This window comes from Anaerovorax odorimutans DSM 5092, assembly GCF_000426305.1.
GTDB classification, from domain to species: domain Bacteria; phylum Bacillota; class Clostridia; order Peptostreptococcales; family Anaerovoracaceae; genus Anaerovorax; species Anaerovorax odorimutans.
The window spans coordinates 129610-153549 of record NZ_AUFC01000005.1 but is presented as its reverse complement, the minus strand read 5'-3'; the positions used below and the strand labels follow the sequence as shown (position 1 = coordinate 153549).

Sequence of the window (23940 nt, the reverse complement as noted above, 5' to 3'; positions counted from 1 at the left end):
AGGATAAATACAAATGGAAAAAAACAGTACAAATAGAAAAAAGAAAAAAAGAAAAAAGAAACGTTACTTATTAAAATTTTTTATTTTTATAGTATTATGTACGGCATTGTATTTGTTTTTAACTTCCAGTCTCTTTGATATACAGAAAATAAAAGTTGAAAATAATAATTATTATACAAGTGAACAGGTAATAAGTATAGCTAAAGCAAAGGCTGGAAAAAATCTATTTAAAGTTTCTACGTCAGATATGAAAGAACGATTACTTAAAGATTCATATATAAAAAGTGTAAAAGTAAAAAGAAGACTTCCAGACACTATTAAAATTATTGTCGAAGAACGTGAAGAATATGCGGCTATCCCATATGGGGAAGAGTATGTTATAATTGATTCTGAAGGAATGGTTTTAAGAAAAGTCAGCATAGAACCTAAACTTACTATTCTTCTTGGGATGACGGTAAAAAACATTGATACGGGAACTCCACTTGAGGTAGAAGAAAATTCTCTTTTGACGGACACGCTGTCAATGTTAAAAAAAATGGAAAAATATGATTTATACTTTAAAAAAATTGATATATCAAATATAATAATAAAGGCATATATATACGATCAGTTAATTTGTGAGGGAACGCCGGAAAATATATTGAACAATATGGAGACATTACAAGAAGTTCTTTATGATTATTATTCAAAAGGAATAAAAAGAGGAACAATAAAAGTAGGTGCGGACGGATATTTTGCATTTAGTCCTCTTGTGGAGTAGGAGCATATGATGAAAAAAAAGAGTGGAGTTATTATTGTAGGATTATTAGCCCTTTGTATTGGATTAGTAATATCCATACAGATTAGTACAACTAAAAGTTCGGAAATAGGAGGACTTGTTCCTGTTTCAAAATTAAAAGTTTATGAAACAGAATTGACAAAATTAAGAGCTGAAAAAGAAGATGCTTTATCAGAATTAATGGAGCTTGAAAATAGAATGGATCAAATTGAAAAGGATAAGGCAAATGAAGACTATTTCTTAAAAGGTATTGTTACAGATTTAGAAAAATATAAGATGCTTGCCGGAGTTGTGGATGTTAAGGGACCGGGAGTTATTATTACTATTGATGATCCGGTACCGGAAGAAGGTTTAATAGAAGAAAGAAGTACAATAATGGACAATTATCAATTATTGCTTGAACTTGTAAATAAATTAAAGGATGCAGGATCTGAAGCAATATCAATTAATGACCAGAGAATTATCAGTACTACAGAAATCAGTTTGGCAGGCAATAATGTAAATATAAATGGTGTACCTACAGCACCGCCTTATATTATAAAAGCAATTGGGAATCCCAATACAATAGAATCTGCAATAACGATTAAATATGGTATTGTATATGAAATGGTCAGAAAAGACAGGTATGCATTGCAGGTTGATATTGATAAAAAAGATGAAATTGAAATACCGAGATTTAGCGGAGTAATTAAGTTTAGATATGCTGCATCGGCAGAAGATTCGGCAGAAAAAACAGAATAGGCTGGTGATAACATTGAAATTAAGAATAATTATGTTATTTATCATGAGCTTTCTAGTTGGTTCATCCTTTATTTTTATTGCAAGGGGAAGTCATGGATTACCAGTGTATGTTTCTCTTAAAAATATCAGTGATTATAAAACAAATATAGAAGCTGAAAAAAAGGATATAGATAAAGTAGAGAGCTTGATAGAAGATGCACAAACTAAACTGGGAGAATATGAAAAACTTGCTGGAAATACCGATGATAAATTACAAAAGAAGATGATTGAAGAACTGGAATTTTATAAAATGGCCAGTGGAGAAGCCTCCGTTAAGGGAAGCGGCGTAGAAGTTCTTGTAGATGATGGAACAAGAGATCTTTATGAGGGTGAAAATGTGAATAATATTATGGTTCATGATTGGGATATTTTGAGAATCTTAAATGAATTGAAACGAGCAGGTGCAGAAGCAATTTCTGTAAATGGTCAAAGAATTATAAATACTTCAGCAATCTCATGTGCAGGATATACAATCAGAATTAATGGACAAACTTATGCTAGACCTTTTGAAATAAAAGCTATAGGAGATGCTAAAAGAATGGCATCCACATTAGTAGCTCCCGAAGGTATCGCTACTGAATTAAAATTTTGGGGTGTAATTTGTAAAGTAACAATTAAAGATAATATTACTATTCCAAGTTATACAGAAAATCAGACTTATAAATATATAACGAAAGTAATGGAGGATTAATAAAATGATAATTGCAATGATTATAGGATTAATAGGGGGAATCGGATTAGGGTTTGCTTTTAATATAACTTATCCAACTGAATTTTCGTTTTATATTACAATGGGTTTATTAGCGGCTATAGACTCCCTTGTTGGTGCTATCAGAGCCCAGCTTGATGGAAAATATAACAATTTGATTTTTATAAGCGGATTTATTGTGAATGCTCTTTTAGCAGGAGCTTTAGCGTATTTAGGAGATAAATTGGGAGTACCACTTTATTATGCTGCAATTTTAACGTTTGGCGGAAGGCTATTCCAAAATTTGGCAGTGATAAGGAGGTTATTAATAGACAAATATATATTAAAAAAAAATAACAATATAGACGATAAATAGGTGCATAAGAACACAAAGTATGGTATAATTACCTATATTATTATGTGAATATGGTGACAGGAGGTTGCTGGACTATGTTGCAGTTTGAAGTAAACGATCAAAACACAGCTCAAATTAAAGTAATTGGAATAGGTGGCGGCGGTTGTAATGCCGTCAACAGAATGATAGATGCAGGTTTAAAGGGTGTTACATTTATGTCCGTAAATACGGACAAGCAGGCTTTGGCTGGATCGAAAGCAGAGACAAAATTTCAGATAGGCGAAAAGCTTACGAGAGGTCTTGGTGCAGGAGGAAATCCTGAAATCGGACAAAAATCAGCAGAAGAAAATCTGGATGATTTAACAAAATTTATATCAGGTGCAGATATGGTATTTGTTACAGCAGGCATGGGAGGAGGTACCGGTACAGGTGCAGCACCTGTCATTGCTAAGATTGCTAAGGATCTAGGGATTCTTACAGTAGGTGTTGTTACAAAACCTTTTACATTTGAAGGGAAAAAGAGAAGGGAACATGCAGAACTTGGCAACAAATTTTTAAAAAAGTATGTTGATTCTCTAGTAGTAGTTCCAAATGATAAACTTTTACATATTGCGGAGAAAAATACGTCAATGATTCAAGCTTTTTCAATGGCAGATGAAGTTTTGAAACAAGGCGTTCAAGGTATTTCCGATTTGATTGCGGAGGCTGGTCTTATCAATCTTGACTTTGCAGATGTAAAAACAGTAATGAGTGATAGAGGAATAGCTCATATGGGAGTCGGAAGAGGCTCAGGAGACAGTAGAGTAACAGATGCCGTAAAAGCTGCGATAGAAAGTCCTCTTCTTGAAACATCTATAGATGGAGCTAAAGCAATACTGCTTAATATTATGGGTGGATATGATTTAGGAATGTTGGAAGTTAATGAGGCAGCAGACCAGATTGAAAAGGCAGCAGATAATGATGCTATTGTAATATTTGGGGCATCGGTTAAAGAAGAGCTTAAAGATGAAATTGTAATTACTGTTATTGCCACAGGATTTGAAGATAGATCATCAGAAGCTTTCGCTGAAAGTAATGAACAGGCTGAGGCTTCTGTTAATACAGAAGAAGATATAGAAGATATATTAAGAAGGGAAAAAAGAGAAGAAGCGCCAGAAGATATATTTAAATCAAGATTAACCGGTGAATTTGATATTCCATCTTTCCTTAGTAAAGACAAAAAAGGTAACTTTTAGTATAAATGAGACGGATAAGCCGGTATAATAAACCGGCTTTTTCTATTAGTCAGAGTACAGTAGTATGAAAATAATTAGTTCAACAGAAAATCAAATATATAAGAAAGTATTTCGCTTGGGAGCAAAAAAATACAGAGATAAGACAGGACTTTATATTATTGAAGGCCCTAATTTAATTGGTGAGGCTTTAAACCAAGCAGAAACATTAAAAACAGTAATTTTTAAAAAAAGTCTTATATTAGAGAATGTAAACAATGAAAAAAATGAACTTAAAAATAAATTAGAAAACAAGGGCATTGAAATATATGCAATAAATGATAAAATTTTTGATAATTTGTCTGATACACAAACAACTCAAGGTGTATTAGGTATAGTTAAAAAACCTTTATATGATGAAAAAAAATTTTTTTTGTCTAGAATAAAAAGTAATGGGAACATTATTGTTTTAGATCGTTTACAAGATCCTGGAAACATTGGGACTATTATAAGAACAGCAGATGGAGCCGGATATCAAGGAGCTTTAATATTAAAAGGCACGGCAGATATTTTTTCTCCTAAAATCGTAAGAGCTGCAGCAGGATCAATTTTCAGACTTCCCATGTTGATTATAGATTCACCTGAACAAGCAATAAATTTATTAAAAAATAATAATAAAAAAGTCATATGTACCGCACTTAAAGATGCAAAAAATTATTATGAATGTGATATGTCAAGAAACGTTGCTGTCATTATCGGAAATGAAGGTAATGGAGTATGTGAAGAATTTATAAAAAATTCTGATATTAATGTTAAAATCCCAATGAAAAGTACTATTGAGTCATTAAATGCAGCAGTAGCAGCAGGGATTTTAATCTATGAATCAGTAAGGAAATAAATAAGAAATGGAGACAGGTTATGCAAAATAATCAATTGATGACAATTTTGCAGGAGGCAAAAGAGCAATTAAATAAAGCCTCCTCAGTTGGAGAAACAGAAGAACTGAGAGTAAAAATTTTAGGGAAAAAGGGAAAGCTTACAGAGATATTGCGCTCTATGGGTTCAATGAGTCCTGAAGAACGTAAAGAATTTGGTAAAATGGCAAATTCCGTAAGAAGTGAAATAGAATCTCTTCTTGATGAAAAATTTACAGAAATGAAAGAACGTCAAAAAGCTGCTAAATTTAAAGAAGAACGTATTGATGTAACTGAACCTGGTATTAAAATTAGTTTGGGATCAAAGCACCCCATTACTATTACAATAGATGAAATTTCAAAAGTCTTTATGAGTATGGGATACAGCATAGCAGAAGGTCCTGAAGTAGAGACAGTCTTCAATAATTTTGATGCTTTAAATGCTGGTAAAAATCATCCATCAAGAGATTTATCCGATACATTTTATATTACTGATGACACACTGTTAAGAACTCAGACCTCACCTGTGCAGGTTAGGACATTGATGAAACAAAAACCACCGATTAAAGTTATTTCTCCGGGAAGATGTTTTAGATGTGATACTCCTGATGCAACTCATTCACCTATGTTTCACCAGGTAGAAGGATTACTTGTTGATGAAGGAGTTACAATGGCTGATCTTAAAGGTACTCTTGATTCTTTTGCAAAAAAAATGTTTGGTTCTAAAACAAAAACTAAATTTAGACCACATCATTTTCCTTTTACAGAACCTAGTGCGGAAATGGATGTATCTTGTTTTAAATGCGGAGGAGCAGGATGCAGAGTATGTAAAGGCAGTGGGTGGATTGAAATCTTAGGATGTGGAATGGTACACCCAAATGTATTAAAAGTAGGAAACGTAGATACAGAGAAATATACAGGTTTTGCATTTGGTATGGGCGTAGAAAGAATTGCAATGCTGAAATATGAAGTTGATGACATTAGATTGTTTTATGAAAATGATATGCGTTTCATTAAGCAGTTTAAATAAGGAGGTGTACCAGAATGTTAGTACCTATTAATTGGTTAAAAGAATATACGAAAATAGATGTTAGTGTTGATGAATTCTGTGACAAAATGATTATGTCAGGTTCAAATATTGAAACCGCTCAATATTTTGGTGATGGAATAGAAAAAGTTGTAGTAGGCAAGGTGCTTTCAATTGAGAAGCATCCCGATGCAGACAAGCTGGTTATAACTAAGATTCAAATTTCTAATAAGGAAGAAGAATCAATTCAGATTGTAACTGGTGCCAAAAATCTTTTTGTAGGAGCCTATGTTCCTGTGGCTTTACATGGAAGTAAGCTTCCGGGCGGAAAGAGTATAAAAAAAGGAAAATTAAGAGGTATTGAGTCTAATGGCATGCTTTGTTCTGCAGGTGAACTTGGTTTTGATGATAAAGTTATACCTGTGGCACATAAAGATGGAATTTGGATTCTTGATAAAGAATATAAATTAGGACAGGATATAGTAGATGCACTGGAATTAAAAAATGCTGTAGTAGATTTTGAAATAACACCAAACAGACCTGATTGTCTTTCTATGATTGGAATGGCAAGAGAAACAGCAGCAACTTTAAACGGTGAACTAAAATATCCTGATACTAAATGTGAAAAAGAAGAAGGTAGCGCAGAGGATTATATAAGCGTTGAAATAAAAAATTCAGAACTATGCAGAAGATACGTAGCAAGAGTTGTTACAGATGTAAAGATTGAGCAATCTCCTTGGTGGCTGCAGAAGAGACTCATATATGCAGGAATGAGACCAATTAATAACATTGTTGACATTACTAACTATGTTATGCTTGAATATGGTCAGCCGATACATGCATTTGATATAAGAAATGTAGAAGATAATAAAATTATTGTGGATACAGCAGAAGAAGGAGAAATCTTTACTACTCTTGACGGTTCAGAAAGAAAATTAACAAAAGATATGCTTCTTATTAAAGATGGAAAAAAGGGAGTAGCTCTTGCAGGTGTCATGGGTGGATTAAACTCTGAAATACAAGAAGATACAGGTTCTATTTTAATAGAAGCTGCTAACTTTAATGGAGACAGTATAAGAGCAACTTCTAAGAAACTTGCTTTAAGAACAGAGGCTTCTTCCAGATATGAAAAGGGCATTGATCCTAACTTATGCGAAACAGCAGCAGACAGAGTTTGCAAATTGATAGAAATCCTTGGAGCAGGAAAAGCAGCAAAAGGAAAAGTGGATGTTTATCCAAATAAAATAGACAAGCATACTGTATCTGTAAGAGTAAATAGGGTAAACAGTGTTCTTGGAATAAATCTTAATGTTAAGCAAATGGAAGAAATTTTTAAAAGTTTAGAAATGGAAGTATTGCAAGATGGTGATATATTAAAGGTAACGCCTCCTACTATTCGTCAAGATTTAGAGGAAGAAATTGATTTTATTGAAGAAATTGCCAGAATATATGGTTATGATAAAATGCCGGTTACTATTCCAAGAGGTAACGCAGAAGCAGCAAAATCGAAAGAAAGATCCTTAAAAGATTTGGCTAGAGATTCCATGGTTGCCATGGGAGCTAATGAAGTTCAGACATATTCTTTTGTAAGTCCAAAAGGTGTGGATAATGTAAGAATTGATGAGGATTCATGGGAGAGAAACTTTGTAAAGCTTATTAATCCGCTGGGTGAAGAAAACAGTGTTATGAGAACAATTTTAACCCCTAATATGATGGAAGTTCTAGGGCGTAATTATTCTAGGAATATTCCAAGTGTTAGGGCATTTGAAATCGGAAATACATTCTTTAAAAGTTTAGATGAACAACAACCTTTGCCTGAAGAATATGATTCAATGGTTATTGCGGCTTACGGTGAATCTGAAAGCTTTTATACCCTGAAAGGTATGGTGGAAGAACTTTTAGAAAAACTTGGAATACATGGAGCAACATATGAATCTGAAAGCGAATATGGAGTATATCATCCGGGAAGATGTGCAAGAATCATATATAAGGATTATGAACTTGGAATTATGGGAGAAATCCACCCTGATGTAACAGAAAAATATGGCATTGGTGTAAGAGCATACTGCTGTGAGCTTGCCTTTGATAATGTAATGAAGAATTCTAATACTGAAAGATTCTATTCTCCATTACCTAAATATCCATCAATGACTAGGGATATTGCTTTAATAGTAGAAGAAGAAATTACCGTTGCTCAAATAGAGAATATTATTAAAGAAGAAGGCAAAAAATTACTTGAGAGTGTTGCATTATTTGACGTCTACAGAGGAAAACCAATCAATGAAGGCATGAAAAGTGTGGCGTTTACCTTAGTATACAGATCACCGGATAAAACATTAACGGAGGAAGAGGTTACTAAAGTTCATAATAATGTTTTAGCGGCATTAAAAGACAAAATTAATGCAGTTTTACGTGATATGTAGAAAATGAAGGGGGCTAAACTATGGAGAACAATAAGGTAAGCGTAAAAATCTATGGACATGAATATACTATAGCTGGAAATAAAACAAGGGATCATATTATAAAGGTAGCTGATTTTGTAGATAGAAAGATGCATGAAATCGCTAAAGCATTACCAACCGGTTCAACAGCAGATTTAGCGGTTCTTTCAGCAGTAAATATTGCAGACGATTATTATACTAGTATTGATACGGTTAATGAATTAAAAAGCCAAAATGAACAATTGGAAAAAGACAGCAGACATTATGTGCAGCTTTGGGAAGAAGCTAAAAAAAGCTTTCTTCAGTATAAGGAAGATGCACAAGTTACAATTGAACAAAAAGAGGCTTTACAAAAGCTTTTTAATGAAAAAATTATAGAAATTGATCAATTGAATTTAAAACATAAAGAAATCGAAGATAAATATAATGCCTTATTGAATAAAAATGAAGATTTGGCTGATAGAATGAAGGAAGAAGAAGAAACAAAGAGGTCAACATCTTCAGTATTAAAAGAGCTTGAAGCTAAATATAAGGATATTGAAAGCAGTTTCTTTGATTTACAGATGGAAAATATACAACTTAAAGGAGAATTAGATCGATATAAAAAAAATGAAGAATAAAAATAGGAAATCACATGAATCAAAAAGCATATAGAGTTTTAGAATACAATAAAATAAAGGAACAATTGTCAAAAGAGGCAGCTTCTCAAATTACTAAAAATATTATATATGAGTTAAAGCCTTCGATTCACGTGTTCCAAATTAGAGAAATGTTAGCGGAAACCACTGAGGCGGTTTCCGTTATTATGCGTAAAGGAGCATTACCCTTAGGCAGTTTTTATGATATAAATAATAATGTTCATTTAGCTGATAAAGGTGGCACCTTAACTATGAAGCAACTTTTGGAAATTTTATATAATTTACAAGTTACAAGGCAGGTAGTAACTTTTTTAAAAAGTGATTTGCTAGATTTGAAAATTATAAAAGAAATTTTGGAAATTATATGTATTCATAAAAGACTTGAAGAAAATATAGATAGATGTATTATATCTGAAGATGAAATGGCAGATAATGCTAGTACTGAACTTAAAAACATCAGAAGAAATATTTTAAGACAGAATGAATCTATAAGAACTAAAATAAATCAAATTATCAACTCTTCAGATAACAGGACTATGCTTCAGGATGCTATTGTTACCATAAGACAAGGCAGATATGTAATTCCTGTAAAGCAAGAACACAGAGGTAAGTTTTCCGGTATTGTACATGATCAATCAGCTACAGGCGCTACCTTATTTATAGAACCTCAAGCAATTGTTAATTTAAATAATGAATTGAGAGAATTGGAATTAGCTGAAAAGGTGGAAATTGAAAGAATTCTTGCAGAGTTGTCAGCAAATGTTGCTGAAGTTTCCCAGGAATTATTAAATAATCAAGAACTCCTAGTAAAATTAGATTTTATATTTGCTAAAGGAAAGTTATCTGTTAAACAAAAAGCGGCAGAACCTCAAGTTAATACAGAGGGAAGATTAATAATTAAAGCCGGCAGACATCCTTTAATTCATAAAGATAAAGTAGTTCCAATCAATATAGCCATAGGAAAAAATTATGATACATTGGTCATTACAGGACCTAATACTGGAGGAAAAACGGTCACTTTAAAGACGGTAGGCCTATTTGTTATGATGGCTCAAAGTGGTCTTCACATACCAGCTTCTTCAGGCAGTGAAATGCCGGTTTTAGAAAAGGTTTATGCAGATATTGGTGATGAACAGAGTATAGAACAAAGCCTTTCAACCTTTTCTTCCCATATGAATAATATTGTAGACATTGTAAATAATTCAGGGGAAAATACTTTGGTCCTTTTGGACGAGTTAGGTGCCGGAACTGATCCCACAGAAGGAGCTGCTTTGGCAATTGCAATATTGGATTATTTATATGGAAAGGGAACTAAGACCATTGCAACTACTCATTATACGGAATTAAAAAAGTATGCACTTTCAACTTATGGTGTGGAAAATGCTTCTATGGAATTTAATGTAGAAACCCTCAGCCCCACTTATAAATTAACAATAGGTACTCCGGGAAAATCAAATGCTTTTGAGATATCTAAAAAATTAGGTCTTAGTGAAAATATAATAGAAAATGCAAGAAATCTTATCGGGGAAGGCGACATTCAATTTGAGGAAGTTATCAGTTCCATAGAAAAAGATAAATTGGAAGCAGAGGCAGAACGAGATGAAGCTATTTTATTAAATATTCAAATGAAAAAAGAAAAGGAAGAACTGGATAAACAAAGAACTTTATTGGAAGAGCATAAAAAGAAAATTATAAGCAAGGCAAAAGAAGAAGCAAGAGATATGATTAAAGAGGCTAAAGAATTTTCCGATGAAGTACAAAGAGAGCTTAAAGAACTTCAAAAATATGAGAATTCCAATGACAGGAACAGAAAATATGAAGAAGCAAGGCAGAAAATAAGAAAAGTTTCAGGTAAATATAAAGAGCATATTGTAATAGAAGAGAATCCAAATCCAATTAAGCCTAATGAATTAAAAGTAGGAGATAGAGTAAAAGTACTTAGCTTAAATCAAAACGGCGAAGTTATATCATTACCTGATGTGAAAAATGAACTTCAAATTCAGGTTGGTTTAATGAAAATTAACGTTAATATAAATAACTTGATGAAGATAGATAATAACAAGTCTAAAAGCCAAAAAAACAGTAATCGTAATAAATATGGAAGCATGTATCGAAGCAAATCCTTATCAATTTCTACAACAATAAATGTGAGAGGTAAATATTTAGATGATGCTGTTATGGACGTGGATAAGTATTTAGATGATGCTTATATGGCTGGTCTTAAAGAAGTTACTGTAATTCATGGAAGAGGAGAAGGCATATTGAGACAAGGTCTTCATGACTTGTTTAAAGCTCATAAACATGTATCTAAATTCAGGAAAGGTGCTTACAATGAGGGCGGAGATGGAGTTACCATTGTAGAGCTTAAGTAATAAATATTTAAATATTATTTTTAACGTTTTATTGTAAGTGTAAGGAGAATATTATGTATGTTATTAGTGCTTGCCTAGCAGGCAGAAAGTGTAGATATAACGGAGGCAGTAATGAAATTGCTTGGGTTAAAGATTTATCAGAGAAGAGTAAATGTATTTTAGTATGTCCTGAAGAAGAAGGTAATCTGCCTACTCCAAGAAATCCGTCTGAGAGGGTGGGAGATAAAGTTTTAGATAAAGAAGGCAATGATGTAACTAATGCTTTTATCTTAGGCTCTGAAAGAACAATGCTTAAAATTAATGAGTTTTCAGAGAAAGAAAATAAAGAAGTTAAGCTTGCAATTTTAAAATCAAACAGCCCTTCTTGCGGATGCGGAATGATTTATGATGGTACTTTCAGCGGTAAGCTTGTAAAAGGCGATGGACTATTTGTTGAAATGCTAAAAGAAAAGGGAATAAAGATTATTTCAGAAAAAGATGAAGAAGCATTAAATGAATAATTGGAGGATAAAATGATTGATTATAAGGATAAAATAGCATCTTTGATGCTTGAAAATATTGAAGGTCTTACATTAGAAGAAATTAAAGATATGATAGAAATTCCTGTAGATAGTAAGATGGGAGATTATGCATTTCCCTGTTTTAAGCTTGCAAAATTATTGAAAAAAGCACCGCCGATGATTGCCCAGGGAATTGCTGAAAATCTAAAAGGATACGATTTATTTGAAAAAGTGGAAAATGTAAATGCTTATGTAAACTTATTTCTTTCACGTAAAGTTTTTATGAAAGATCTTATGAATACAGTTGCAGATGAAAAAGATATTTATGGAAGCAGTGATATAGGTCAAAACAGAAAGGTTATTGTTGAATTTTCATCTCCTAATATTGCAAAACCGTTTCATATCGGACATATCAGAAGCACAGTAATCGGTAATTCAATTTATAAAATCTATGATTTTTTAGGTTATGATACAGTTAGAATCAATCATCTTGGGGACTATGGAACTCAATTTGGAAAAATGATTGTTGCCTATAGAAAATGGGGAAATGAAACAGATGTAATTAATGAACCTATCAAGACTTTATTAAGTTATTATGTAAAATTCCATGAAGAGGCAGAAAAGGATCCAAGCCTTGAAGATGAGGCAAGAGCAGTATTTACCAGATTGGAAAATGGCGAAAAAGAAGAAACCAGATTATGGAAATGGTTTAGAGATGAGAGCTTAAAGGAATTTAACAGAGTATATGACATGCTTGGCATAGAATTTGATTCTTATGCGGGAGAAAGTTTTTATTCAGATAAGATGGGAAGAATAGTAGATATGCTGAATGAAAAAAAGCTTCTTAAAGAATCTGAAGGTGCAAAAATTGTTGACTTAGAAGAATATAATCTGTCTCCGGCTTTGATTATGAAAAAGGATGGCTCTACTTTATATATTACGAGAGATATAGCAGCGGCAGTATATAGGAAAGAGCATTATAATTTCTATAAAAATTTATATATAGTAGCATCACAGCAAAATTTGCATTTCCAGCAATGGTTTAAAATAATTGATTTGCTTGGAATGGATTGGGCAAAGGATTGTGTTCATATCCCATTTGGACTTGTCAGCTTAGATGAAGGTACTATGTCAACAAGACATGGCAGAGTAGTATTTTTAGAAGATGTTTTAACAAGGGCAGTAGAACAGACTAAAGATATAATTAAAGAAAAAAATGTAAATACGGATAATCTGGAAATTACAGCAAAGCAAGTTGGTATAGGTGCTGTTATTTTCCAAGAGCTTTCAAATAATAGGATCAAAGATTATGTATTCTCATGGGAAAAGATTTTAAACTTTGAAGGTGAAACAGGACCTTATGTTCAATATACTCATGCAAGAGCTGCAAGTATACTTAGAAATGCAGGAAGTTCAGGAGATGAAGCTTTGAAAAATGTACAGGGAGCTGTAATGGATTACGTTACTGTGGATAGTGGTTACGAGTTGGCGAAGCTAATATATAGATTCCCTCAAGTTGTAGTTGATGCAGCAGAAAAATATGAACCTTCTGTAATTACAAGACATATTGTAGATATAGCGCAAAGTTTTAATAGATTCTACCATGACGAACATATTTTAGTAGATAATGAGGAAGAGAAAAAGGCAAAATTAATTCTTACTTATGCCGCTAAGCAGACGATTAAAAATGGACTTCAGTTACTTGGCATGGAAGCTCCTGAGAGAATGTAATAATCTATTATTTTTAGGAAAAGAGGTTGATTTATGAGATATGAAGGAAGTGTCTACAGACCACCCAGTGAAGCTTATAGTTTAATTATACAAGTTACTATTGGATGTGCTCATAATAAATGTACATTTTGTAGTATGTTTAAGGATAAAAAATTTCGTATAAGAAAAGTAAGTGAAGTTATTGAAGATTTAAATTCTGCAAGAAAATATTATGGAAGAGTAAATAAGATATTTTTAGCGGACGGAGATGCTCTTGTATTAAATAATAAAGATTTGCTAGTTATTTTAGATCATATAAAAAAGACGTTCCCTGAATGTGAAAGGGTAGGAATTTACGGTTCGCCTCAAGATGTACTGCGAAAGACTCATGAGGAACTTGTTGAGTTAAGAGATAACGGTATTGGAATTATCTATATTGGAGCAGAATCTGGAAGCGATAAAGTATTGAAAGATATCGTAAAAGGAGCAACAAGAGCTGAGATTATTAAAGCTGTACAAATGATTGAAGCATCAGGCATTAAGGCTTCTGTTACATTTATTTCAGGTCTTGCAGGTACTGATGGATGGGAGGATCATGCTATTCAAACAGGTACTATGATAAGTGAAATGCAGCCTTCATATGTAGGTCTTTTGACATTAATGATTGAACCTGGAGCGGAGCTTTATGACGATATTAAAGCTGGCAAATTTAAGATCCTTTCAGCTGTAGATGTAGTAAAAGAAACTGCGCTTCTTTTAGAGAATATAAATGTTACAAAAAAATGTGTATTTAGAAGTAATCATGCTTCAAATTATGTTTCTTTAAGGGGAGATCTGCCAAAGGATAAAGAGAGAATGTTGGCTCAGTTAAAAAATGCTTTGGCAAATCATAATCTAAAAGATGAAAGGTTTAGGATGCTTTAACTGTTAGATTAATTTGGATTATATCAAATATTATGGTTTATGTTATAATAATAGAAATCATTGAATCATGCTTGGTAACTTGTGTCATGATATAATGATTTCTATGATTGAGACAGCGTTGCTGCAAGGTGGAAATCATTGAAACATGCTTGGTAGCTTGTGCCATGTTATAATCTAAATTAATAAATTAGTTGATACTTATTAAAACTATAAATATTTACTGCTTTGGAGAAATATGAAAATACTTTTGACAACATTAAATGCAAAATATATACATTCTAATTTAGCTTTAAAATATCTTTATACTTCTGTAATAGAGAATAAAGAAACAATCAGTATAAGAGAATTTACTATTAACAATTCTGATGATTACATTTTTACAGAACTATGCAGAGAAGAATATGAGGTAGTCTGTTTTTCATGCTATATATGGAATACTCAAAGAATTTTATATTTAGCAGAAAATCTAAAAAAAGCAAAACCTGAGGTGAAAATTTTATTTGGCGGTCCGGAAGTTAGTTTTGATTCTGTTAATATAATGACTGAAAATAAATTTGTTGATTTTATAATTTCAGGTGAGGGTGAACTTGCTTTTAAACAATTTCTTAATAATTATTTTTCCGATGAACCTAACTATGAAAATATAAATGGATTAACCTACAGATTGGGTGATGAAATATGTATAAGCTCGCCGCCTAAATTGTTGGAATTTGACAAAGTTCCGTTTCCATATGAATATTTGGAACCTGAGTCAGATAAAGTAGTATATTATGAATCAACAAGAGGTTGTCCATATCGTTGCAGTTATTGTTTGTCATCTATTGATAAGACTGTAAGAGCTTTACCTGTTGATAGAGTTTATCGTGAACTTAAATTTTTTATAGACAGAAATGTAAAGCAAGTAAAATTTATAGACAGAACTTTTAACTGGAATAAAGAAAGATGTCTTGAAATTCTAAGATTTTTAATTGTAAATGATAATAAAATTACAAACTTTCATTTTGAATTATGCGGTGATTTAATCGATGAAAAATTGATAGAATTATTGAAATCTGCCAGAGATGGTCTGTTTCAATTTGAAATAGGAGTACAGTCGACAAATAATAAAACACTGGAAGCTTGTAATCGTAAATGTAATTTTACTAAACTTAAAAATAATATTGAACAAATATTAAATATGGGAAATATACATTTACATTTGGACTTAATAGCAGGACTTCCTTATGAGGATTATAATTCTTTTAAAGAATCTTTTAATAGTGTATATGCACTTTCAGCGCCTCAAATTCAATTAGGTTTTTTGAAATTGTTAAAGGGAGCGGCAATAAGAGGACAAACTGACCTTTATAAATATGAATATCGTCGAAAAGAACCATATGAAATAATATCTAATCAATTTTTATCAGCGTTAGAGGTTACCCATCTAAAGATGATAGAAAATGTATTGGATCTATATTATAATAGAGGTGGATTTGAATTTAGTATTAAATTTGCCATGAAGATTCTTAATGAGAATCCTTTTGATTTTTATGAAAGATTCTCAAATTATTATTATAAAATGGGATTTCAACATAAATCTCATAAAAAAGAAGACTTATATCGAATATTTTTACAATATATAAGGTGGCGGGAAAATTTGCATGAGCTATTTTCGTCAAAGATGCAAGAGATACTTAAAGAAGATATGAGAAGAACATTAAATGAAGATGCCATAAAGAAATTTGAAAGAAAGGGATGGGATATCCTATAGGTGTTAATATGTTTGAAACAAAAAACAGAAGAGAATTAACAAAAATAAAAGAAAATGGTAAAGACTCAAAAAATGTATTTTCTATGGGTTTTAAGGGAAGTGACATTGCAGTGGAAAAGGCACCTGTTGAATATGATATAAAAGAAAGACCAGACCGTATCGGAAAATATTTAAAGAAAAACCTTAAAAATTTTGTTTTTGATAACTTTACGGAAGATTATTTAAAAAGAGAAGCGCAGATAGATTTTATGAAAGAAGTTCCAATACCTTTAAGAAAAGAGGATTTGGAGCAATTTAAAGGAGGAGAAGGTCTTAAGATTTTGCATATTGCAGAAAATATGGCTTGGATTATGGGAATTGATCCTCATTTTAAGTATACTCCCATTTATGTAGAGTATTTAAAGAAATATTTTAAATTAAAAATAGTAGAAGGGCTCGTAAAAGAGGGAAGGGATTCAGCAGAAAAAGAGAAATATGATGATGCTGCAATTCATTTTAGGGCTGCATTATGTGTAGATCCTAAAAATCTGCATGCCATGTATAGTTATGCAAGGGCATGCAGGGCTATGTATTTAAAAAGTAATAATGAAGAGTATGTTGGCACATTTAAGGCAGAAGCACTTGAGTTTTTCGAACTTACGAGAGAAATTCATCCAAGATTTGCACAAGCATATTATTATTTAGGTTATGCATATTTAAACTTAGGTCTTTATGTTAAAGCACAGCTTACTTGGAAAGAATTTTTAAATAAGAGTAAAAATACTAAGGATAAAAAAGAAATAAGAGAAAGACTTGAGCAACTTAAAGAACCTGTGGAAATTGAAAAAGGATATAATGATATTTTGGCAGGAAAATGGGATGAAGGTGTGAGAATTCTTGAGCCTTTTTTACAATCAAGGTTTAAAGATTGGTGGCCTCTATCATATTATTTAGGTATTGGTTATATTAGTCTTGGCTTTAGAGAAAAAGCCATAGATTGCTTTAAACATGTTTTGGCAATTCATCCGTCCCATATTGAATCTATGGATGAACTTGCAGATATTTATGCACTTAATGAAGATAAAGAGAGTGAAAAAAAATATAGAAAGAAAGCTAAACTTTTAAGAGATGGAGGACATCGAGAAAAAGCTTTTAAGAAAAAAGAAGAAGTAGAGTAATTGATAAAATTACAAAAAAATAAGAGATTTCTATGATTTAAACTTTAAGTAAAATAAGAAGCTTTAAGGAGAATAAAAATGAAACAATTGATGACAGGAAATGAAGCTGTAGCTAGGGGGGCTTATGAGGCAGGATTAACTTTTGCATCAGCTTATCCGGGAACACCTAGTACTGAAATTTTAGAAAATATGGTAAAATACAAAGATGATTTGTATTGTGAATGGGCACCAAATGAAAAGGTAGCTATAGAGGCTGCAATTGGAGCTTCAATCGCAGGTGCACGTTCAATGGCTGCTATGAAGCATGTAGGGGTTAATGTTGCTGCTGACCCATTATTTACATTTGCTTATACAGGAGTAACAGGTGGATTTGTTCTTGTATCAGCTGATGACCCAGGTATGCATAGTTCGCAAAATGAACAGGATAACAGAAATTATGCTACAGCAGCAAGACTTTTAATGCTTGAACCATCAAACAGTCAAGAGGCAAAAGATTTTATGAAGCTTGGACTGGAATTAAGTGAAAGATTTGATACTCCCGTATTACTTCGTATGACAACAAGAGTATGCCATAGCAAAAGCTTAGTAGAATTAAATGACAGAGAAGAAAAAGAAATCGTAAAATATAAAAAGAATATTGCTAAGTTTGTAGCAACTCCTGCAAACGGCAAAGTAATGAGAAAAAATTTAATTGACAGAATTAAAAACATGGAAGCATATTCAAATACTTGTGAAATCAATAAGGTTGAATATAATGATACTAAGGTTGGCGTAATCAGTTCAGGCGTAGCTTATCAGTATGCAAGAGAAGTTTTTGGTGATAATACATCATATTTGAAATTAGGAATGACGTTTCCTATGCCAATGGATAAAATAAAAGAATTTGCATCAAAAGTAGATAAACTTTATGTTGTGGAAGAAATGGATCCATATATTGAAAATCATCTTCGTATGGCAGGTATAGATTGTATTGGTAAAGAAATTATTCCTGAAATGGATGAATTAAATACAGATATTGTACGTAAAGCAGTATTTGGCACAGATGCAGAGACAATTAAATCAGATATGGAAGCTGTTGTAAGACCACCTTCACTTTGTGCAGGATGTCCGCACAGAGGATTTTTCTATACACTAAGTAAGAAAAAGAACGTAATGATCACAGGAGACATTGGGTGTTATACACTTGGTTCGGCGCCTCCATTATCAGCAATAGACACATGTATCTGCATGGGTGGAAGTATCAGTGCAGGTCATGGGGCTTCAAAGGTTTTTGAAAGAGAAGGTATAGATACTAAGGTAGTTTCAGTTATTGGAGATTCAACTTTTTTCCATACGGGAATCAATAGTTTAATGGATGTAGTTTATAACAAAGGATGTAATGTTTCTGTTATTTTGGATAATAGAATTACAGGTATGACAGGTCATCAGGAAAATCCAGGAACAGGATTTACTCTGATGGGTGAAGAAGCAGCTGAGGTTAATATTGAATTATTATGTCAAGCAATAGGTATGAAAAAGGAAAATATTTATGTTGTAAATCCTCTTAATTTAAAAGAAACAAGTGATGCACTTGATGAAGCACTTGAAAAAGATGAAGCTACTGTTATAATTGCAAAATGGCCTTGTATATTAAAGAAATTCACCGATCAAGATAAAAAAGACTTTGATTTATCTCCTAAGAAATGTGAGATTGATCAGGACAAATGTACAAAATGTAAGTTATGCATGAAAACAGGATGTCCGGCTATTCAGTTTGGAGAAAGTATTAAAATTGATGCGGCTTCTTGTACAGGCTGTGGTGTATGTATGCAGGTTTGTCCGTTTGATGCTATTAAGGAGGTATAAGAAATGAGTCAAGTTAAGAATATACTTTTAGTTGGAGTTGGTGGACAGGGAACCATTTTAGCAAGTAAAATTTTATCAGAGGGCTTAATAGAGTCCGGATACGATGTTAAAATGTCAGAAATACATGGAATGTCTCAAAGAGGAGGAAATGTAAGTACTCAAATAAGATTTGGTGAAAAGGTTTATTCTCCCATAGTTGGAAAAGGTGAGGCTGACATTATTGTTGCATTTGAAAAGATGGAAGCATTGAGATGGGTTGAATATTTAAAAGATGGCGGTAAAATGGTTATCAATGATTTTGAAATTCCATCTGTGCCTATTCTTATGGGTGCTGTAGAATATCCTAAAGGAATCTTAGAAGAGTTAGCTTCTAAGGTGGATATTTCAGTATTTGAGGCTGGTAAAATAGCAGAGAAGGTAGGCAATAGCAAAACTATGAATATTGTCCTTTTAGGAGCTCTTATAAAGGCTATGAAAATAGAGGGAATAGACTGGGAAGCTGTTATTAGAAAAAATGTGAAAAAAGGTTTTGAAGATATAAATATTAAAGCTTTTAGAATGGGCAGCGAGCAAGTTTAAGCTTAGATTGAAATACTACATATAATAATATTTATTAGAAAAATTTTAAATTTACTATTGTAAATCATGCAATTTTGTATTATATTTTTATAGCGAAGTAAAAAATATAAATAATTTAATAAAAATTAAAAAAAAATAAAAAATAATGTTGACATATCTAATAAAGATGTTGTATAATAAATCTTGTCGTCAGTAATGGCGACATGGTATTCCAAGGTAGCTCAATGGTGGAGCACTCGGCTGTTAACCGATAGGCTGTGGGTTCGAGCCCCACCCTTGGAGCCAAATGCCGGAGTGGCGGAATTGGCAGACGCACAGGACTTAAAATCCTGCGATCCTTACCGATCGTACCGGTTCGACCCCGGTCTCCGGCACCAACTTAAATATCGCGGGATGGAGCAGTTGGTAGCTCGTTGGGCTCATAACCCAAAGGTCAGAGGTTCAAGTCCTCTTCCCGCAACCATGAACAAAATCCTGAATTCGAAAGAGTTCAGGGTTTTTCAGTTTTTGTATATTTACCTGTAGAAAGGATTTGACTACAACTGGAAAAAAGGTAAGCTATGCAAATTAAAATGGTTCTGTGTCAAATACTTGGGTAACATGATGAAAATAAATAAAGTTGATGCTGAGAGTGATAATTAATTGTTACTCTCAGCTTTTTAGACTCTATAATAAATGTTGGTGTAACCACCTATATATTGGGCAGGTTACTTCAACATTTTTTTAAATACAAAAAAGAAAAGCATAAAATGAAAATCTCCTGTAAAATGAAGTTGCTAAACACCATAGGAGGGAAATATAATCTAAACTTAATTATTATTATAGACTGCATTTAAAATGCTTCTTCAGAAATATTTTTTAATATTTTTACTTTTTAGTGAACCAATTTCAGGTTTAAAGTCTCTTATATATGTGTACACGGAAAGGAGATAATAAATGATAGACAATAGTGCAGAACTTGTTATGAGACTGCAGAAAGGTGATAAGTCATCTTTTGAGGACTTATTTGATATGTATAAAGCTAAAGCAGTAAGAACAGCTTATTTAATTACAAACAACAGAGCGTTAGCAGATGATATCGTACAAGAGGCTTTTATACTATGTTATTTTAAGATTGCAGAATTGAAAGACCCGATGAGTTTTAAAACCTGGTTTTTCAGAATGTTAACAAGGCTTGCATGGAAGATGTCTGCGAAGGAAAAAGTATCTGTACCGGTTGATAACATATTTGAATTTGCAGAAACAGAAGATATTCATTTAGTAGAAGGAGAAATTATTGATAAAGAAGAATCTAAATGCTTGATGGAAGCGGTAGAACATTTGGAAATAAAGAAAAAAACTACTATACTTCTCTATTATTATAATAATTTCTCCGTATCGGAAATTGCTCAAATCATGGGATGCTTTGAGGGGACAGTAAAATCAAGGCTCCATTCAGCTAGGAAAAATCTGAAAAAAAGTATCGAGTGTAACGATATCTATAAAATGGAGGGAAAATATAATGAAATCACCGAAAGAATTTGAAAATAGACTAAGAACAGCAATATATGCAGAGGCGGATAAAATTTGTCCTTCAGAGGATATGTTTCTGCAAATTAATAGAAAGATAAAAAGTAAAAATATGGGGGTAAATTATATGAATATAAAATCAATTAAAAAAACTAGAGGAATTTTAATAGCATGTCTGATATTAGCATTCACAACAATGACATGTTTCGCGGCAGTAAAAATTGTTAGTTATACCAGTCATTCTACAAATAACACCTTTACAGAGTTTCCGAGTGAGAAGGAAGTAAAAAAGGAAGCAGGATTTGTTCCAAAGTATGTAAATGAAATCACAGGGGGTTACAAGTTTTATAAAGGTGGAGTAGGAGAAGAAGCTGCAGAAACAGAAGATGGAAGTGCAGCGATGACAGTAAAAACTGCCAATTTCAACTATAAGAATGGAAATTCAACTGTAAGTCTTTTAGTAGAAGATGGTATTTTACCAGAATCTGAAGATGGCGAAGCGGCAGGAGAAACTATAAAGCTTACTTCTGATATAGAAGGAAAATATTCTAGCGAATTATATAAATTTGTTCCACCCGATTATGTAATGACTGAGCAGGATAAGTCTGATGAAGAAAGTGGAAAATATATATTCTCATATGGTTCAGAAAAAGTTGAAATAAATCATATGCAGCAGATTTCGTGGGAAGAAGATGGTATGTCCTATTCTTTGATAAACTCAGACGATAAAGTAGATAAAACCATACTTACTAATATGGCTAATGAAATAATAAATAAATAAAAATTTCATGTAAATTTGGGGAAAGAACCCAAAGGCCAGAGGTTCAAGACCTCTTCCCGCAACCAAGAAGTGCAACGCTTTCAGAGTTTTCTGGAAGCGTTTTTCCTTGCATAAAAACAGGTCATGGTTTACGGTGATTTGTATCAAAAAAATAGTCTATATAATAAATGTTAGAGTAAACACCGAAGTTTTGGTGAGATTACTTCAATATTTTTTTAAAGGATGCTTTATATAAAAATAAACATTACAAGAAAAACAGCTTAAGCAATTAGAATTGTCAAACAATCTAATGAAATTCAAGAGAAATCTTTTTCTGTTTGATCCAAAAAAATTACTACAAATTTGGAATTATTGGCAATTAGGTGTATAATTTAAATGTATATGTCGAAAAAAGATAAGGAGAATACAAATGGCATTAGGAACAACAAATGTGGGCTTTGAAGATAAATTATGGTTAGCAGCTGATAAATTAAGGGGAAGTATGGATGCATCTGAATATAAGCATGTTGTATTGGGACTTATATTTTTGAAATATGTTTCTGATTCATTTAATGATAAATATGAAATACTAGTTCGTGAAGGTTCGGGTTTTGAAGAAGATAAAGATGAATATACAATGGACAATATTTTTTATGTGCCATATGAAGCAAGATGGAATATCATTGCTTCTTATGCAACTTCACCGGATATAGGAAAAGTTATTGATACTGCAATGGAGGTTCTAGAAAAGGCAAATTCATCATTAAAAGGAATTCTAAATAAAAACTATTCTAGACCTGAATTAGATAAGACCAGACTAGGGGAATTGGTTACATTGTTTACCAATGTAGACGTGGGAACCACTCTAGCACAAGAAAGAGATGTACTTGGAAGAGTTTATGAATATTTTCTTGGAAAATTTGCAAGTGCAGAAGGTAAGTTGGGGGGAGAATTCTATACTCCTTCTTGCGTTGTTCGCACGTTAGTTGAAATTTTAGAACCGTATAAAGGAAGAATCTTTGACCCTGCGTGCGGTTCTGGCGGAATGTTTTGTCAATCAGCAAAGTTTATAAAAGAGCATCAAGGCAATGTAAGAGATATTTCCGTATATGGACAGGAATTTAATCCTACAACATGGAAGTTAGCAAAGATGAATCTTGCGTTAAGACAAATTGAGGCTGATTTAGGTAGCCATAATGCAGATTCTTTTCATGAGGACTTACATAAAACTCTCAAAGCGGATTATATATTAGCAAATCCACCTTTTAATGTTTCTGATTGGGGTGGAGACAAGATTCAGGAAGATGTACGTTGGAAATATGGAATGCCTCCTACAGGTAACGCAAATTATGCGTGGCTACAGCATATGCTTCATCATTTAAATCCCAATGGTGGAGTATGCGGAACAGTTTTAGCGAATGGCTCCTTAAGTTCGAATACCTCAAATGAGGGAAATATTAGAAAGAATATGCTAGAAGGTGATGTAGTAGAATGCATTGTAGCTATGCCTGGACAACTATTCTATTCTACAGGTATTCCTGTTTGCCTTTGGATTATGAGAAAAGGTAAGAATGAAAATACAAAGAATAAAGTTCTCTTTATTGATGCCAGAAACCTTGGATATATGATTGACCGTAGAGTAAAAGAGTTAAGTGAAGATGATATTCAAAAGATTGCTGAGATATACCATAAGTGGAGAAATAATAATGGGTATGAAGATATACAAGGCTTTTGTAAAGTAGCGTCAATTGATGACATATCTGAAAATGATTATGTATTGACACCAGGAAGATATGTAGGTATTGAAGAAGTAGAAGATGATGGAATTCCTTTTGAAGAAAAGATGGAAAAGCTGACAAGTGAAATAAGTCAGCAATTTAAAGAATCCAGAGAGCTAGAGGAAAAGATCCGTAAAGCATTAGGCAGTATTGGATTTGAAATATAAGATTGATGATATATTAGTAAGCTAAATCATCATTTAGCTTACTATTGAAAGGAATAT

At 32.5% G+C, this 23940-nt stretch carries 21 protein-coding genes and 3 tRNA genes; 23 read left to right on the top strand and 1 reads right to left on the bottom strand.

The annotated features are described in order from the left end of the window. The first annotated feature begins 13 nt into the window (after window positions 1–13). The 13 genes from K292_RS0103870 to K292_RS0103810 all read left to right on the top strand — a co-directional run bounded on the left by K292_RS0103870 (window position 14) and on the right by K292_RS0103810 (window position 14338). Window positions 14–760 (top strand): cell division protein FtsQ/DivIB, encoded by a 747-nt coding sequence (locus tag K292_RS0103870; RefSeq protein WP_027398722.1) that lies wholly within the window; start codon window positions 14–16, stop codon window positions 758–760. Window positions 761–769: 9 nt separating this feature from the next. Then, window positions 770–1519: a DUF881 domain-containing protein gene (locus K292_RS0103865; protein ID WP_027398721.1), complete on the top strand. Its 750-nt coding sequence runs from the start codon at window positions 770–772 to the stop codon at window positions 1517–1519. Window positions 1520–1532: 13 nt separating this feature from the next. Beyond that, complete coding sequence (locus K292_RS15895; protein ID WP_051280280.1) at window positions 1533–2249, top strand: DUF881 domain-containing protein; 717 nt, start codon at window positions 1533–1535, stop codon at window positions 2247–2249. Between the two features lie 4 nt (window positions 2250–2253). After that, window positions 2254–2622: a small basic family protein gene (locus K292_RS0103855; RefSeq protein ID WP_051280278.1), complete on the top strand. Its 369-nt coding sequence runs from the start codon at window positions 2254–2256 to the stop codon at window positions 2620–2622. Between the two features lie 74 nt (window positions 2623–2696). After that, window positions 2697–3836 carry a cell division protein FtsZ gene (gene ftsZ, locus K292_RS0103850; protein ID WP_027398719.1) on the top strand — a complete coding sequence of 380 codons (1140 nt, stop codon included), beginning with the start codon at window positions 2697–2699 and terminating at the stop codon, window positions 3834–3836. A 64-nt stretch (window positions 3837–3900) separates the two neighbouring features. Beyond that, window positions 3901–4710, top strand: coding sequence for a TrmH family RNA methyltransferase (locus K292_RS0103845; RefSeq protein WP_027398718.1), 810 nt, complete (start codon window positions 3901–3903; stop codon window positions 4708–4710). Between the two features lie 38 nt (window positions 4711–4748). Continuing rightward, window positions 4749–5756, top strand: coding sequence for a phenylalanine--tRNA ligase subunit alpha (gene pheS, locus K292_RS0103840; RefSeq protein ID WP_408605243.1), 1008 nt, complete (start codon window positions 4749–4751; stop codon window positions 5754–5756). Window positions 5757–5770: 14 nt separating this feature from the next. After that, window positions 5771–8176, top strand: a complete 2406-nt coding sequence (gene pheT / locus K292_RS0103835; RefSeq protein WP_027398716.1) for a phenylalanine--tRNA ligase subunit beta — start codon at window positions 5771–5773, stop codon at window positions 8174–8176. A gap of 20 nt (window positions 8177–8196) precedes the next feature. Further along, a complete protein-coding gene (gene zapA / locus K292_RS17690; RefSeq protein ID WP_027398715.1) occupies window positions 8197–8814 on the top strand; it encodes a cell division protein ZapA in 618 nt (205 codons plus the stop codon). Window positions 8815–8828: 14 nt separating this feature from the next. Next, the gene (locus K292_RS0103825; RefSeq protein ID WP_027398714.1) at window positions 8829–11204 is read left to right on the top strand and encodes an endonuclease MutS2; all 2376 of its coding nucleotides are present in this window, start codon (window positions 8829–8831) and stop codon (window positions 11202–11204) included. A 53-nt stretch (window positions 11205–11257) separates the two neighbouring features. Further along, window positions 11258–11704 carry a DUF523 domain-containing protein gene (locus tag K292_RS0103820; RefSeq protein ID WP_027398713.1) on the top strand — a complete coding sequence of 149 codons (447 nt, stop codon included), beginning with the start codon at window positions 11258–11260 and terminating at the stop codon, window positions 11702–11704. A gap of 12 nt (window positions 11705–11716) precedes the next feature. Further along, window positions 11717–13435 carry an arginine--tRNA ligase gene (gene argS, locus K292_RS0103815; protein WP_027398712.1) on the top strand — a complete coding sequence of 573 codons (1719 nt, stop codon included), beginning with the start codon at window positions 11717–11719 and terminating at the stop codon, window positions 13433–13435. A 33-nt stretch (window positions 13436–13468) separates the two neighbouring features. Further along, window positions 13469–14338: a radical SAM protein gene (locus tag K292_RS0103810; protein ID WP_027398711.1), complete on the top strand. Its 870-nt coding sequence runs from the start codon at window positions 13469–13471 to the stop codon at window positions 14336–14338. Between the two features lie 37 nt (window positions 14339–14375). Here K292_RS0103810 and K292_RS19235 read toward each other — a convergent pair whose 3' ends face one another. After that, complete coding sequence (locus K292_RS19235) at window positions 14376–14504, bottom strand: hypothetical protein (protein WP_281168526.1); 129 nt, start codon at window positions 14502–14504, stop codon at window positions 14376–14378. Window positions 14505–14573: 69 nt separating this feature from the next. Between K292_RS19235 and K292_RS15885 the strand changes: the two genes are divergently transcribed. The 10 genes from K292_RS15885 to K292_RS0103760 all read left to right on the top strand — a co-directional run bounded on the left by K292_RS15885 (window position 14574) and on the right by K292_RS0103760 (window position 23883). Next, the gene (locus tag K292_RS15885; RefSeq protein WP_051280276.1) at window positions 14574–16088 is read left to right on the top strand and encodes a B12-binding domain-containing radical SAM protein; all 1515 of its coding nucleotides are present in this window, start codon (window positions 14574–14576) and stop codon (window positions 16086–16088) included. 8 nt (window positions 16089–16096) lie between these two features. Further along, window positions 16097–17245: a tetratricopeptide repeat protein gene (locus tag K292_RS0103800; protein ID WP_156900458.1), complete on the top strand. Its 1149-nt coding sequence runs from the start codon at window positions 16097–16099 to the stop codon at window positions 17243–17245. 78 nt (window positions 17246–17323) lie between these two features. Then, complete coding sequence (gene iorA / locus K292_RS0103795) at window positions 17324–19090, top strand: indolepyruvate ferredoxin oxidoreductase subunit alpha (RefSeq protein WP_027398709.1); 1767 nt, start codon at window positions 17324–17326, stop codon at window positions 19088–19090. Window positions 19091–19093: 3 nt separating this feature from the next. Next, on the top strand, window positions 19094–19669 hold the full coding sequence (locus K292_RS0103790; RefSeq protein ID WP_027398708.1) for an indolepyruvate oxidoreductase subunit beta: 576 nt from the start codon (window positions 19094–19096) through the stop codon (window positions 19667–19669). Between the two features lie 210 nt (window positions 19670–19879). Then, window positions 19880–19954: transfer RNA gene (locus K292_RS0103785), tRNA-Asn, on the top strand. Window positions 19955–19957: 3 nt separating this feature from the next. Then, window positions 19958–20046, top strand: a tRNA-Leu gene (locus tag K292_RS0103780). 10 nt (window positions 20047–20056) lie between these two features. Next, window positions 20057–20132, top strand: a tRNA-Met gene (locus K292_RS0103775). Window positions 20133–20605: 473 nt separating this feature from the next. Beyond that, a complete protein-coding gene (locus K292_RS0103770) occupies window positions 20606–21193 on the top strand; it encodes an RNA polymerase sigma factor (protein WP_027398707.1) in 588 nt (195 codons plus the stop codon). Next, on the top strand, window positions 21171–21959 hold the full coding sequence (locus K292_RS15880; protein ID WP_051280274.1) for a hypothetical protein: 789 nt from the start codon (window positions 21171–21173) through the stop codon (window positions 21957–21959). Before K292_RS0103770 ends, K292_RS15880 begins: the two co-directional genes overlap by 23 nt. Window positions 21960–22368: 409 nt before the next feature. Further along, window positions 22369–23883, top strand: a complete 1515-nt coding sequence (locus K292_RS0103760; RefSeq protein ID WP_027398706.1) for a class I SAM-dependent DNA methyltransferase — start codon at window positions 22369–22371, stop codon at window positions 23881–23883. The last annotated feature ends 57 nt before the right edge of the window (window positions 23884–23940 follow it).

Bases quoted from the DNA above. Each gene is read 5' to 3' on its own strand.
- K292_RS0103790 (WP_027398708.1), top strand. From the start codon at position 19,094: ATGAGTCAAGTTAAGAATATACTTTTAGTTGGAGTTGGTGGACAGGGA.
- K292_RS0103770 (WP_027398707.1), top strand. From the start codon at position 20,606: ATGATAGACAATAGTGCAGAACTTGTTATGAGACTGCAGAAAGGTGAT.
- pheS (WP_408605243.1), top strand. From the start codon at position 4,749: ATGACAATTTTGCAGGAGGCAAAAGAGCAATTAAATAAAGCCTCCTCA.
- K292_RS15880 (WP_051280274.1), top strand. From the start codon at position 21,171: ATGAAATCACCGAAAGAATTTGAAAATAGACTAAGAACAGCAATATAT.
- K292_RS19235 (WP_281168526.1), bottom strand. From the start codon at position 14,504: ATGGCACAAGCTACCAAGCATGTTTCAATGATTTCCACCTTGCAGCAA.
- K292_RS0103855 (WP_051280278.1), top strand. From the start codon at position 2,254: ATGATAATTGCAATGATTATAGGATTAATAGGGGGAATCGGATTAGGG.
- pheT (WP_027398716.1), top strand. From the start codon at position 5,771: ATGTTAGTACCTATTAATTGGTTAAAAGAATATACGAAAATAGATGTT.
- K292_RS0103800 (WP_156900458.1), top strand. From the start codon at position 16,097: ATGTTTGAAACAAAAAACAGAAGAGAATTAACAAAAATAAAAGAAAAT.
- K292_RS0103870 (WP_027398722.1), top strand. From the start codon at position 14: ATGGAAAAAAACAGTACAAATAGAAAAAAGAAAAAAAGAAAAAAGAAA.
- K292_RS0103820 (WP_027398713.1), top strand. From the start codon at position 11,258: ATGTATGTTATTAGTGCTTGCCTAGCAGGCAGAAAGTGTAGATATAAC.
- ftsZ (WP_027398719.1), top strand. From the start codon at position 2,697: ATGTTGCAGTTTGAAGTAAACGATCAAAACACAGCTCAAATTAAAGTA.
- K292_RS0103810 (WP_027398711.1), top strand. From the start codon at position 13,469: ATGAGATATGAAGGAAGTGTCTACAGACCACCCAGTGAAGCTTATAGT.
- iorA (WP_027398709.1), top strand. From the start codon at position 17,324: ATGAAACAATTGATGACAGGAAATGAAGCTGTAGCTAGGGGGGCTTAT.
- K292_RS0103760 (WP_027398706.1), top strand. From the start codon at position 22,369: ATGGCATTAGGAACAACAAATGTGGGCTTTGAAGATAAATTATGGTTA.
- K292_RS15885 (WP_051280276.1), top strand. From the start codon at position 14,574: ATGAAAATACTTTTGACAACATTAAATGCAAAATATATACATTCTAAT.
- argS (WP_027398712.1), top strand. From the start codon at position 11,717: ATGATTGATTATAAGGATAAAATAGCATCTTTGATGCTTGAAAATATT.
- zapA (WP_027398715.1), top strand. From the start codon at position 8,197: ATGGAGAACAATAAGGTAAGCGTAAAAATCTATGGACATGAATATACT.
- K292_RS0103825 (WP_027398714.1), top strand. From the start codon at position 8,829: ATGAATCAAAAAGCATATAGAGTTTTAGAATACAATAAAATAAAGGAA.
- K292_RS0103845 (WP_027398718.1), top strand. From the start codon at position 3,901: ATGAAAATAATTAGTTCAACAGAAAATCAAATATATAAGAAAGTATTT.
- K292_RS0103865 (WP_027398721.1), top strand. From the start codon at position 770: ATGAAAAAAAAGAGTGGAGTTATTATTGTAGGATTATTAGCCCTTTGT.